The sequence below is a fragment of the Steroidobacter gossypii genome (assembly GCF_016801985.1).
Classification (GTDB): Bacteria; Pseudomonadota; Gammaproteobacteria; order Steroidobacterales; family Steroidobacteraceae; genus Steroidobacter; species Steroidobacter gossypii.
In genome coordinates, this window is sequence record NZ_JAEVLS010000002.1 from 272,457 (window position 1) to 285,945 (window position 13,489).

General features: G+C 61.7%; 9 protein-coding genes. 8 read left to right on the plus strand and 1 reads right to left on the minus strand.

Translation table 11 applies throughout. The features are described from left to right. Positions 1-99 precede the first annotated feature (99 nt). From JM946_RS08585 to JM946_RS08620, 8 genes are all read left to right on the plus strand, one after another. A complete protein-coding gene (locus JM946_RS08585; RefSeq protein WP_203166863.1) occupies positions 100-1,122 on the plus strand; it encodes a branched-chain amino acid aminotransferase in 1,023 nt (340 codons plus the stop codon). A 107-nt stretch (positions 1,123-1,229) separates the two neighbouring features. Then, complete coding sequence (locus JM946_RS08590) at positions 1,230-1,871, plus strand: RNA polymerase sigma factor (RefSeq protein ID WP_203166865.1); 642 nt, start codon at positions 1,230-1,232, stop codon at positions 1,869-1,871. Beyond that, entirely contained in the window at positions 1,810-2,820 is a 1,011-nt protein-coding gene (locus tag JM946_RS08595) for a FecR family protein (RefSeq protein ID WP_269140956.1), read from the plus strand. Before JM946_RS08590 ends, JM946_RS08595 begins: the two co-directional genes overlap by 62 nt. Before the next feature lie 84 nt (positions 2,821-2,904). Continuing rightward, on the plus strand, positions 2,905-6,159 hold the full coding sequence (locus JM946_RS08600; protein WP_203166867.1) for a TonB-dependent receptor domain-containing protein: 3,255 nt from the start codon (positions 2,905-2,907) through the stop codon (positions 6,157-6,159). After that, a complete protein-coding gene (locus JM946_RS08605) occupies positions 6,159-7,292 on the plus strand; it encodes a hypothetical protein (RefSeq protein WP_203166869.1) in 1,134 nt (377 codons plus the stop codon). The genes JM946_RS08600 and JM946_RS08605 overlap by 1 nt, the downstream gene beginning before the upstream one ends. After that, the gene (locus JM946_RS08610; RefSeq protein WP_203166871.1) at positions 7,289-8,932 is read left to right on the plus strand and encodes an alkaline phosphatase D family protein; all 1,644 of its coding nucleotides are present in this window, start codon (positions 7,289-7,291) and stop codon (positions 8,930-8,932) included. The genes JM946_RS08605 and JM946_RS08610 overlap by 4 nt, the downstream gene beginning before the upstream one ends. A 55-nt stretch (positions 8,933-8,987) precedes the next feature. After that, a complete protein-coding gene (locus JM946_RS08615; protein WP_203166873.1) occupies positions 8,988-9,833 on the plus strand; it encodes an MmcQ/YjbR family DNA-binding protein in 846 nt (281 codons plus the stop codon). Between the two features lie 18 nt (positions 9,834-9,851). After that, positions 9,852-10,742, plus strand: a complete 891-nt coding sequence (locus JM946_RS08620) for an alpha/beta fold hydrolase (RefSeq protein WP_203166874.1) — start codon at positions 9,852-9,854, stop codon at positions 10,740-10,742. A 19-nt stretch (positions 10,743-10,761) separates the two neighbouring features. On the opposite strand, the gene JM946_RS08625 is transcribed toward JM946_RS08620, so the two are convergent. Then, positions 10,762-12,960, minus strand: coding sequence for a hypothetical protein (locus JM946_RS08625; RefSeq protein WP_203166876.1), 2,199 nt, complete (start codon positions 12,958-12,960; stop codon positions 10,762-10,764). Positions 12,961-13,489: the final 529 nt, after the last annotated feature.

The following is a 13,489-nucleotide window of genomic DNA, read 5'->3' on the forward strand; positions in this document are numbered from 1 at the left end:
GCGTCGATCCCGCCGGGCGGCGCTGCCGGGCGCGGCGTTTTCGGTACATAATAGGCGCCTCGCAAGCTCGCCCTCCCAGCGAGTCGGGATTTCAAGCTCATGCAAACGCCCAAAGATTCAGCTGCGGCTCGCGCTCCGTTCGGCACCGTGCTTGCTCCGACCATGGCGGTCGCCCGCTTTCAGAATGGCCAATGGCAGCCGGCCGAGATGCGGCCGACGGGAGCGATCGAGTTGCACCCGGCGGCGCACGTCCTGCACTACGCCAGCACGTGTTTCGAAGGTTTCAAGGCGTACCGCTGGGCCGATGGCAGCATCAACCTGTTTCGCGTGGATCGTCACATCGAACGGATGCGTCAGAGTGCGCGATCGTTGATTCTGCCCGAGCCGGATGCGAAGCAGCTCGCCGAGATGATTCACGCCACGGTCAGGGTGAACCATGAATCCGTGCCCGAAGCGCCGGGCGCGTTGTATCTGCGACCGGTGTTGTTCGGCACTTCGCCAAACATCGGCGCGGCCGGAACCCCGAGCGAGGAAGCCTTGCTGGTGGTGCTGGCCAGCCCGGTCTGGGATTACTTCGGATTGAAGCCGCTGCGCATCTTTGTCGACGACGCACACGCACGCAGCGCTACGCTGATGGGCAGCGTGAAGACCGGTGGCAACTACGCCGCCGCGCTCGGTCCAACGCTCGAAGCACGACGTCGCTATCAGTCCGACCAGGTCCTGTTTGCGCCCGGCGGCGAGGTGCAGGAAACCGGCGCGGCCAATTTCGTGCTGATCCGCAAGGGCAAGCTGCTGACTCGCAAGCTGGACTCCGCCATCCTGCACGGTGTCACTCGAGATTCATTGCTCACGCTCGCGAAGAGCGAAGGCTACGAAGTCGAAGAACGCGCCATCGACGTGCGCGAGATGTTGGATTGGGTGCGCGATGGTGAAGCGGCCTTGTCCGGCACTGCTGCAGTCCTGGCCGGCGTCGGTGTTCTGATTCACAAGGGCGAGGAGCACCGGGTGGGCAATGGCGAGGTCGGCGAAATCACCAAGACCCTGCGCGCGGCTCTGGTCGCCATGCAACGTGGCGAGACGCCGGATCGATTCGGGTGGAGCACGCCGGTCGTCCGCCCGTAACTGGATCACGCACCCGAGCTTCTCGGGCGGGCTGCAACACAACTGTCATGTGCCCCGCATAGCATCTCGCGACATTTCGCCCACCGGGCGGATGTCGGGAGCCGGGGTTGTCTGATCGAGTGACTGCAGCGGGCGACGTACGCGTCGCCCTCGATGATGTTGAACGAGCGCGTTGGTTCATGCGGCACATCCTGCCGCATGAGGCGGCACTCCGAGGCTGGCTGTCACGTCGACGCTCTCCGGCCGCCTTCGACGTCGACGACATCGTGCAGGAAAGCTATGCCTTGCTGGCTGAGCGCGAGCGCCTCGACGATATCCTGAATCCGCGCGCTTATCTGTTCCAGGTCGCCCATTCGCTGGTGGTTCGAAACATCCGTCGGGCACGGATCGTATCCATCCTGGCAGTCGAAGATCTCGGCATGGTCGATATGCCGGACGGCGCGGCTACTCCAGAACAAAACGCAATCGCGCACGACGATTTGCGCCAGCTCGCCGAAGTCATTGCCACCATGCCCGGGCAGACTCGCGAGGCCTTCGTTCTCCGCCGCATCCGCGGCTTGTCGCAGCGGGAGATCGCTTCGCACATGGGGCTGTCGGAAAACACGGTCGAGAAACACATCGTGCGCGGCATCCGCTGGTTGGGAGATTGGTTGGCCAATGGCGGAAACTCACCCGCCAAAACCTCTAATGGATCGATGCCGGAAAAAAGGCGTGCGAGTGGACGAGCGCGAATCCAGCCAGGACATTGATCGAATCGCTGCCCGATGGGTGGCCAGGATGGATCGTGCTCCGCTGTCCGACGCAGAAGCGGTGGAATTGCAGCAATGGTTGGCCGGCGACCCGCGTCGCCGCGGCGCGTACGTGCGCGCCCAAGCCATTTGGATGCGCAGTGAGTCCGCGCGTGCGCTGGGTCCGCAATACGATCCGACAAACTTCCAACCGGTAGTAGCGCCAACGCCGCCTGTAAAGCGCCGCCGAAGCTTCGTGAGCTGGAGCGGTGCTCTGGCGGCTTCCCTCGTGATCGTGGTGATGCTGGTGGCTTCGTTGCAAATCCCCACGGCCTACGCCACAGCGAAAGGAGAGATGCGCGCGGTGCCTTTGGGAGATGGCTCCACGGTCACGCTCAACACCGCTACGCGCATCAAAGTGTACGAAGACGAGGGCCGGCGAAGGATCCGCGTCCTGTACGGTGAAGTGTTGATCGAAGCGGGCACGAACGCCACGACCTTGGTCGAGGTGGGCGACAAGCAAGTCGAAGCCTCAGCCGCGACGTTTGTAGTACGCAAGCTGGACGGGCAACCGGCGCAGGTGCTCGTGCAGGAAGGTCGCGTGGTTCTGGCCGAAGAAACGCCGTCGGCGTCCCTGCCGCTGGCGGCCAACACCAGCGCCTCGCTGCTGGAAGGCGAAGCGCAAGGATGGCAGTTGCAGGCCCTGTCGCTGGGCCAGTTGGGTCGTGAGCTCGCCTGGCGAGAAGGCAAGATTGCCTTGCAGGGTGAAACGCTGGCCGAGGCCGTCGCTCTGTATGCTCGCTACAGCGACACGGCCATCGTTATTTCCGATCCCGAGCTCGCGCAAACTCAAGTTACCGGTTTGTTCGCTGTCAACAATCCATTGGGATTCAGCCACGCGGTCGCAGACGTGTTCGACGCGGAAGTGCGACACGAAGACGATCGCATCGTGATCGCACGCCGTCGTTGAACTTTTTTTGACAAGCTAGCGGAAAAGGATTCATCGGCTCTCTCTGTTCTCATCCTGCCCATTACGCAGTCGAGAACATTGAGCATGAATCGGTACAAGAACGTCCTGCTGGCCAGTGCTGTTGCCGCCGCGTTGGCCGCAGCCCCTCAAGCCAATGCGCAATCGCGCCATTTCGAAGTGCCCGCCCAGTCCGCGGTCACGGCGATCCCCGAGTTGGCCCGACAAGCACAAGTGCAAATCATCGCGCCGGCCGGCTCGCTCGAAGGCATCAGTACGCCGGCGATCGCTGGCGAGATGGATGCGCGCGAGGCGCTGCGCATGTTGCTGGCGGGAACCGACCTGACGATCCAGTCGGACGAAGGCAACGTTATTTTGCTGCAGCGAGTGGGCGGCGGATCCGGGCGGCCGCGGTCCGAACAAACTGTGGGCACCGGCGGTGTGCGCGGTCGCGTTCTCAACACTGCAACCGGCGAGTACGTGCGCAATGCCGAGATTCGTGTCGAAGGCACGACGATCGTCACTTATTCCGAGGACGGCGGCAATTTCCGTCTCAACGGCGTGCCGGCGGGCGATGTCACGGTCGTCGTGAGATACACGGGACTGCAGGAGGCAAGGACACCGACGACCGTCGTCGCGAATCAGGTCGTGACGCTGGACGTTCAATTGCAAGTGCCGTCCTATGGCGCCGTGAGCGTCGATGCGACTGGCATCGACATGGTAACTGTCACCGCGCGTCGTGAAGGGCAGGCGAGCGCGATCATGGAGCGCCGCGCCGCCATGAATGCGAAGAACGTGGTCGCCGCCGACAACTACGGCGTGCTCACCATGGGCGATGTGGGCGAGTTCATGAAGTCCATGCCCGGCATCTCGCTCGACTACACCGAGGTGGATGCCACTGCCGTGCGCATCGGCGGCCTCGATCCGAAATATTCCACCTTCACGGTGGACGGCGCCCGCATGGCCACCGCCACCTCCAACAACAACGATGGCCGTCAGAACTCGTTCGAGCAGATGTCCATCACGGGCATCGAGGCCATCGAGCTCAACAACACGCTCACGGCGCGCATGGACGCCGACTCGCCGGGCGGTCAGATCAACTTGCGCAGCAAGTATGCTTTCGATCGCACCGATCGTGAGGTGGTGTTCCAGCTCGGCGCCGTGGGCACCTCCGATTCGGAAACCTCGCGCATCTATTTTCCGGACGACAAGAAACATTCGACGATCTACCCGTCCGCCCAGTTCGGCTATGGCGATGTGTTCATGGACGGCCGGCTGGGCGTCGCGTTCAACACCAGCTACAACGCCAACTACGTGCAGCAGGACCGCATTCAGACGGATTGGTCGTATCTGCCCGACGGGCGCGTGATGCCGTATCGCGTGATGTGGCGTCCCGGACCGAAAATGACCAGCCGCTTCGCCGCCAATCTGAGCACCGACTATCAGCTCACCGACGAGTGGGTGCTGTCTTGGCGCAGCACCTACTCGTTCTACGACGTCGAGTATTTCAACCAATACTCGTTCCTGTACTTCGGCACCACCACGAGATCGTACGCCACGCCGGATTCCACGCCCACTCACATCGTGGTGAATCCCGACGGCACCAACACCAGATTCCGTACGGAATACTCGCATCGCTACGCCGGCACGCCGACTTACACGATTGCGCCGAAGCTGGAGTTCAAGGGCGACACCCTGGAAGCGACGTTCCGCCCGAGCTACTCGCGCTCCGAATTCAACTTCCGCGACACCAGCAAAGGCTTCTTTCAGCGCACCGACAGCTGGCTCACCGGCATCGGCTTCACGCTCGATCGTCCATCGACCACGTCCAACGCGTGGAACATCACGCAGACCGCCGGCCGCGACTGGAGCGATCCGCGCAACTTCAACCTCGACGCGGACATCGGCAACAACATCCGCACCGCGGAGTCCGACGCCATCAACGAGCAGTACGGCCTCAATCTCGACCTGAAGAAGCACGTCGACATCGCCGCTCTGCCAGTCACGTTGATGGGCGGCCTGGGCAGCCGCAAGAACGAATGGAGCACCACGGAAGGCTCCTGGCAGCAGTTCCAGTATGTCGGCCCGAACGGCGATCTGACCCAGCGGGATCCCGCCGCCGTCATTCCCTGGACGCAGCACTATGACTTCGCGATCCTCGGCTTCAACGCCGGCAACATGAACGCGCAGAACTGGCGCGCCGACAGCAACTATGCCGTCTATGACATCTACAAATCGCACCCCGAGTACTTCGTCCCCGACACCGTCGGCAACCTGAAGCGCAGGCTCGACAACAACAAGCGCATCGAGGAAGAGATCGAGGCTGCATACATCGAGGCCGAGACACGCGTCGGTGACGCTCGCTTCGATCTGGGCCTGCGCTACGAAAAGACCAGGACGGCCGCGCGGATCGCGAACATTCGGCCGGCGAGCGAGGTGGCAGCGGCCGGTCTGTCCACCAGCACCGTCGAAGGCCTGCTGTACCAATACAACAACGGCGTGTATTCGACCCGCCACGGCGAATACGACAACTGGTTCCTGAGCGGCGGCGTGAAGTACGACTTCACCGACCGCCTGGTGGGTCAGCTCGCCTTCAGCGAAGCCATCCTTCGTCCCGATTATGGCAACCTGGGCGGTGTGGTCTCGGTGAACGAGGACACGCAGGTCGTGACCGTGCCGAACCCGGAGCTGAAGCCGGAGGAGTCCACCAAGTATTTCGCCAGCCTGCAATATTTCCTCGAGCCCTCCGGCCTGGTCGGGCTGTCGTACTACCGGCTCGATATGAAGGACATGCAGGTGACCGGGCTGTCGGTCAATCCTGGCGATGTCGGCTTCGATCCCGAGGAATATCTGGGCTACACCTTCCGCAGCGCTCGGAACGTTCCGGGGACCAGCACCAACGAAGGTCTGACCTTCGAGTACAGTCAGCAGCTCACCTTCCTGCCGGGCGCCTTCAAGGGCTTGAGCGTGTTCGGCTCGATCACTCGGATCGAAACCGACGGCGAACGCGTGAAAACGCCCGAACGGTCGGCCAACTGGGGTCTGGGTTACAGCTACGGGCCGTTCGATGTCAGGATCAACGGCAATTATCAGTCGAAGTATCGGGTCAGCGCCCTGGGCAACACGCCGACGACCGCCAACAACGGCATCCTGTATCACACCTCTCGCGACCTCTGGAACATCAGCGCGAGTTATCAGTACAGCGACAACGTCGAGGTGCAACTCGCGGGCCGCAACATCTTCAACGAGCCCGACATCATCTACTCCAACATCGAGAGCCGGGTGCAGCAGTACACCGTCTATGGCTCGATGTGGAACTTCGGGGTGAAGGTGACCTTCTGATGATGCGTACTTTGGCTGCGCTGGCCGCGCTGCTCATCTGCAATTCCGTGGCGACGGCTGAGCCCGTCGCCACGGCTTCCTCGGCACGGTTGCCGCTCACTCAGAACGGCGGCACCTGGAATTCCGGGCACGTGCAAGGCATCGCCGTGGACGTGCAAGGCGGCTACATCTATTACTCGTTCACCAACCTGCTGGCGAAGTACGACTTCAGCGGCAAGTTGATCGGCACCGTGGTGGGCTGGAGCGGACACCTCGGCGATCTCGATTTCAATCCCGGCGACGGCAAGGTGTATGGCTCGCTCGAATACGGCAAGCAGAACGCCTTCTACATTGCCGTGATCGATGGCAGCCGGCTCGACCGAGTCGGCATCGAAGCGACCGGTACGGACATTTTTCGCACCGTCTACCTGCCGGAAGTCGCCAAGGACTTCACCGCCGACGTGAACGGCGACGGCAAGTTCGATGGCAACGTGGATCATCGTTATGGGTGTTCCGGCATCGATGGCGTCGGCTTCGGTCCTGCATTCGGCCGCAGCGATGGCCCGCGCTATCTCACAGTTGGCTATGGCGTTTACGGCGACACCGAGCGCAACGACAACGATCATCAAGTGCTGCTGCAGTATGACGTGAGCGACTGGAGCAAGTACGCGAAACCGCTCGATGAAGCCAATCTACACCGCGGCGGCCCGGATACGCTCGCAGGCAAGTATTTCGTGCGCACCGGCAACACCACCTGGGGCGTGCAGAACCTTTCCTATGACGATTCGTTGCAGCGTTGGTTCCTGGGCGTCTACCGAGGCAAGAAACCGAGTTTTCCGAACTATTTGCTGTTTGCGGTCGATGCGCGGAGCCAGCCGACGTGGCGCGAGCTCGTTGGCGTGCCGGCCGCCGACGCCAAAGGTTGGGAACGAGGCAAGGTGCTCGAGCTGGCGGATGATGGCTTGCGCGATGCTGCCACAGGTGTGCGAGGCTGGAATCAAAAGGGCGATGTTGGCTTCCAGCCGGTCGGCGGCGGATTGTTTTATCTCTCGCAGAACTCGGGTAGCAAAGGCGCGCAGACCGCGGATCTGATTTTGATGCGATGGACGGGCGATGCGCACCAGCCGTTCGCTCCAGTAAAGGAACGGCCATGACAATGAACATCGACCGCCGGCGCCTCGTCCTTGGGGGAGCGCTGGGTTTGGGGGCGTTGGCGCTTCCTATCGGCCGCAGCCTTGCGTCCGCGATCATGAGCGCTCGGGGTTTCACCCACAATGTTGCGAGTGGCGAGCCAAGCTCCGATCGTATGTTGCTGTGGACGCGCTATGTACCGTCCGCGAGTGTCGATGAAATCAGATTGGATGCGGAGCTTGCGCTCGATCCGGAATTTACTCGCGTGGTCTCAGGCGGCAGTCTGCGCACCGGCGCATATCGCGACTGGACGGCCAAGTTGACTGTCGACGGTCTGCAGCCAGGCACGACTTACTGGTATCGCTTCATTGCGCCGGACGGCAGCAAATCCCCGGTTGGGCGAACCCGGACGTTGCCGGTTGGCGCGGTCGATCGCTTCGGGCTGGGTTTGTTCTCCTGCTCCAACTTGCCGGTGGGCTGGTTCAACGCCTATGCGCACGCGGCGGCTCGCGACGATCTCGACTTGTGGTTGCACGTCGGCGATTACATCTACGAGTACGGCATCGGTTCGTACCAGGAGCAGGATCGAGTTGCGGATCGTGAGGTCCTGCCGGCGCACGATCATGAGATGGTCAGCCTGCTCGACTATCGCCTGAGGTTTGCCTGCTATCGGGCGGATCCGGACCTGCAGAAGCTGCATCAGCGGGCGCCCATGGTGGCGTTGTGGGACGACCACGAGATCACCAACGACAGTTGGCAGGGCGGGGCGCAGAATCACCAGTCGAAAACCGAAGGCGATTGGAACGCACGTCGGGCGGCTGCGATGCAGGCCTACCGTGAATGGATGCCGGTTTCCGAAGATCCATGGAAGGCTTACCAGATCGGCTCGCTCGCCACTTTGTATCGTACCGAGTCACGCCTGTTGGCTCGCACGCGGCCGATCTATGCGGAGCTGGCGAAGGCTCACGAAGCGAGCGATCCCGATGCCGCTCTGCGCGCCTTACGCGACGGCGCCTGGCGCGATCCAACGGCGACCATGCTTGGTTCCGATCAAGATGCCTGGCTTGCACACGAGTTGAAGCGCAATGCCGCTGCTTCGGTCTGGCAGCTGGTGGGCATGGGAACGATCATGGGTCGCACCCTGATGCCCGAAGCGTCGCTCGACTGGCTGCGGCCCGGAACGAGCGACAAAGTCGTCAAGAAGTTCAAGAACGACGTGCGCGGCTCCAAGCTCGGCGTGCCGATGTGGATGGATCGATGGGACGGCTATCCAGTCGCTCGTTCACGCCTGCTGAAGGCTGCGCAACGCGCTGATGCGGATCTGGTGATGTTGTCGGGCGACAGTCACAACGCCTGGGCGTACTCGCTGCTGGAAGACGGTCAGCCTGCCGGCGTCGAGTTCGCCGGGCATAGTGTCACGTCGCCTGGCATGGAAGGTGGATTTTCGGCCGATCCCAAAGACGTGGCTCGCACCTTCATCGCCACGAATCCTGAGCTGGCATGGGCCGATACCAGTCAGCGCGGCTACATGATGATCGACATCACTGCGCAGCGTGTGACCGGCGAGTGGCTGTTCATGCGAACCGTCCGATCACGCAGCACTGCGTTGACGGGCTCGCATCGATTGTCGGCAGAGCGCGGGCGGCGCAAGTTCTCGGTTTGATATCGGGGCCGTGGTAGGCTTCCCTGCGGATGTAAGTGCAGTCCGCAGGGCGGCCATGGCCAAGAACAAGGACATCAGTCAAGCGGTGCGTGAAATCTGCCTCTGGTTTCCGGAAACCGAAGAGGTGATGTCGCACGGTTCACCCGATTTTCGGGTGAAAGGCAAAACATTCGCCACCTATGCGATCAATCATCACGGCGACGGTCGCGTTGCGTTATGGCTGAATGCGCCTCGAGGCGCGCAAGCACACTATGTGCAAGAGGAGCCGAAGCATTTCTTCGTGCCGCCTTACGTCGGCCCTCGCGGCTGGCTGGGTGTGAACCTCGACAAAGGCATTTCCTGGAAGGCGGTCGCTCGGTTGGTTCGCGAGGCCTATGAGAAAGTGGCGCCTCCTGCGTTGACGAGGTCGTTGGGCAAGACCATCGAAATCACACCGCCTACCGCCAAGCTCAAGCCTGAAGACATCGATCCGCTGCAATCGAAGCGCGCCCAGACCGTGCTCGAGGAGCTGCGCGCGATCTGTTTGTCTCTTCCCGAGACGAGCGAGAGCAAACAGTTTGGCAACCCGGTGTGGCGTGCGGGCAAGAAGGTGTTTGCGCAAGCCTACTGCTATCGAAGCGATCTCAAGCTGACGCTGGCGTTCTGGGTGGGCGTCGATCAGCAGGCGCTATTGATTCGCGACCAGCACTTCAGCATCCCACCCTACATCGGGCACAATGGCTGGATCGCGCTCGATGTCACCAAGGATGCGAACTGGCGCGAGATTCGTTCGCTGGCGCTGTTCAGTTATCGACACTTCGCGCTGGCTCGGATGTTGAAGGTGCTGGACGCAGGCGGAGAGCCGGCTGGCGCCGCGTTGAAGAAAACGGCGGGGAGGGCCAGGAAAAAGGCCGCTCGCTGAAGTTCAAGGAGTCCGGCAATGGAAACAACGAGCCCTGCGCGTCGCGAAACCTTCGACATAGAAGGCTGCAAGATTTCCTGCCTCGTCGCCGGCCAGCGCGACAGCCCCGCGGTCCTACTGCTGCATGGTTTCCCCAGCTCGGCGCAGACGTTCAGAAAGGTCATTCCCCGCCTGGCCGACGCAAGTTTTGCAGTCGCGCCCGACCTGCCGGGCTTCGGCCAATCGGACGTCATCGCGGATGCCACTTTCGGCCGTATCGCCGACTTGATGGAAGCTTCACTGGCCAGGCTCGGCGTCGAGCGCACCTATCTATATGTACACGACTTCGGCGCACCCGTCGCACTCGAACTGGCGATGCGCGATCCGAGCCGTGTACTGGGCCTGATCATTCAAAATGCCAACGCTCATCGCACCGGCTTCAGCCCCCAATGGCAGGACACCATCAACTTCTGGAACAACCCTTCCCGGGAAACCGAACGCGCCGCCACCGCGCACCTCACATTCGAAGGCGTGCGAGATCAATACATCGGCGGAATCCCGGAGGACGTGGCCTCGCGCGTGACCGATCAATACTGGATCGAAGACTGGCGCACAATGAACCAGCCCGGCCATCTCGAACTGAACCGCGCCCTGGTCGCCGACTACGGCCGCTACGCAGCCCGATTCGAGCAAATCGGCGAGTACCTCCGCGAGCATCAACCTCCTGCACTCATGCTCTGGGGAAGACACGACATTTTCTTCGACATCGCCGAAGTCCTGTCCTGGATCCAGGACCTGCCGCGCATGGAAGCCCACGTCCTCGACGGTCCCCATCTTCTTCTCGAGACCCACGCCGGGGTTTGCGCCGAGCTGATCGTGGATTTCATCTCGCAGAATGCGCTGGCGCAGGGCTCGGCGGGCGTCACATGAACGCCCGCCGAGTTCGAGCTCAGGGCTGCGTCACCACGACATCGTCATAGGTGGTGGCCGACTTGTACATGACAGCGCCATAACGTCCTTCGCTGATCGCCGAGTCCGTGGCCTCGAGAACGAGGCGGTTGCCGACATACACACGCAACTGATCCCGAATCGCCTCCAGACGCAGCGGGTACCAGGTGCCGGTCGAAACGGTGAAAGGAGCCGAATCGAGCACCTGGGTGACTCCGTTCACCAAGCGTCGCAACGAGATCTCGTTGCTGTTACGAACTGTCACGTAATAGTAGTTGCTCGCGTCTCGATAACGGACGAACAAGCCAAACCACGGCTGAGTACCCGTGCCGACCGCGTCCTGGCGGAGGCGTGCGTAGATGCTCTGATCCGTCGATGAATGGCCGGTGAAGGAACTTGCGCCGCCGGCGGTGGAGGTCTGAAAGTGCATCGGCTCGGCGGGGAAGAGAGGAACGCTCCACTGACCGGCCACTCGTGTCCACAATGCCTCGCGTATGAAATCACTCTCACTGAACAGCGTGGCCTGTGGGCTCGGAGTGACGATCACGTTGTCGTAGTCGGCGGCGGTCTTATACATCAGCAGCGCCGCCTGTCCGTGACTTAGTGAAGCATCGACAGCATTCAACAGAGCGACGCCGTTTACATACGCCGTGATCGTGGTGCCAATCGCTTCGAGGCGGATTCGGTAATCGGCGCCCGCGGTCACCGGCAGGTTCGCCGATGCGAGTGTCTGGAAAACTCCGTTCACCATTCGCTTCAACTGCACTACGCCAGAGCTACGAGCAGTCACATAATAGTAGTTCGCCGCGTCCAGTCGACGCACGGCCAGGCCGAACCAACGATCGTTGCCGGAGAACGCGGTGGGACGGATGTCCGCCTGGATGGATTGATCGGTCCAGTCGCTGTTGCTCAACACCGAGGTCGCATCCGCAGCGAGACTCGATTGTCGATAAACGCGCGAAGCGGGGGTCGTCGCCACGGACCAACTGCCACCGGCGAGCGGCGTCCAGCGCGACGCGTTGCCGGATTGGAAGGTGTCCTGGATCATGGACGGTTGCGATGGCAGCGTGCTCGGCACTTCGAAAACATAGGCCGCGCCTTGATCGCGGAATGCATCCAGAGCGATGACGCGACGGCCGGAGATATCGAGGGTGAGAGCGCCTATTTCTCCGCCGGGCCGAGTGAGGCGCGCGATCTCGGTGGCGGCGCCGGAAGTGCTCAGATCAAAAACAGAGATCACTCGATTGAACAACAGCGCGGCCAGAGTACCGCTGATCTTCGCTTCAGCAGCCGGGACGCCGAATTCCTCTCGCTCCAGGCGTTGACTGAAGCTCCAGATGCCGGCGGACCGCCGGTACAACTCCGAGCCATTGAGAATGGCCAGACTGCCCGCGATGGCGATGGGCACACCTTGCCCGATGGGATAACTCACCGTTTGCGCAGGTGCGGTCCAGGTGGCCGGTGCGCCGTTGAAGAAATAAGTGGCGGCCGTGCCATCGTTGAGTCGCGGGGCAGCCAGCAAGGTCGTGTTTCCCGATATCGCTGCCAGTGCATATGAGCCTCCGTCGCAACTGACGGGCGCGCTGGCGGCTACGCCGACACGGACCCAGGTCCCGCTCGCATTTTTGCGAAATGCCTCTGCCTGAGCATTCGAACAAGTCAGCGTGGCGACGACGATCGTGCCGCTGTCGATGTCAAGATCGAACGCTGCACCACCGAGAGCGAGTGGTTGAACAGGACTGGGTTGCCAACCCGAAGCGGTGCGCTCGAAGACGTACAGCTCGCCGACGATGTGCGCGATGACGTTGCCGCGTATCGCAACGTATCCAGGTCGTCGAAACTCGGCCAGGTAGCTCACGGGCGCCAACGTTTGCATGTGCTGCCATGAACCGTTGCTGGCGCGACGGTACACAACGGCCACATGCGTGACCAGAAACTCGTCTTCTTCCATGTCCCATTCTTCCGCCGCAAAGCCGACCACTGCGTAGTCGCCATCGATGGCGACCGATTCGGTCTCGGTGAAGCGTGGGTCCGGCGCTCTGAGCGTCGCCGTCGGCTCGAGCACGGGCGGCATGGCCCAGGCGAACGGAGCCGCGAGAAAAGTTATAAAGAAAATCGACAGTAGATTTGTCAGTACAGCTTCGTCAGTCAATCGTCGAGCGATCCGAGTGACACGGATCGGCCAGGTTTCCGCGTACATGGAAATCTCCCAGGTTCGGCCCAACAAACAATTCCCAGGAGAGCTATCGTTCCGTGCACAGGCAAGTTCCGGTTCGAATGTGACGTGCGTCACGTTTCGTGGCACATGTTTTCGGAGCGCGACGACGCAATGCGATGGCCTGAAGAGTTTCCCTACGAAGCCAGCGCGCGTCGACGCGTTTCAGTCATCAGCGAGCTCATGCTTGCAGGCGCCTCGACCAGGTCGATCTAACGAATCAGTTTGCGGACCACTTCTTCAGGCAGTCGACGGCCGCGACCGAGCCGATAGAGTTCGTCGCGTTCGGCGCGCCCAGGCCAGGTGCAGCTGACGCTCGATCTCGTTGTTCAGTCGCATGCGTTTCGCTTCTCCAGGTTGCGAGGACGATTGGCGATGCGCGCGCGATACACCTCCATGATTCTCGTACCGGTGCTTACTTAGACATCGGCGTTTTCGCGGCGCTGGCTCAGTACTGAAGAGAGATCTCGCAATCTCGATACAGAGACAGGTACTGATGAGCAGGGCATGCGCC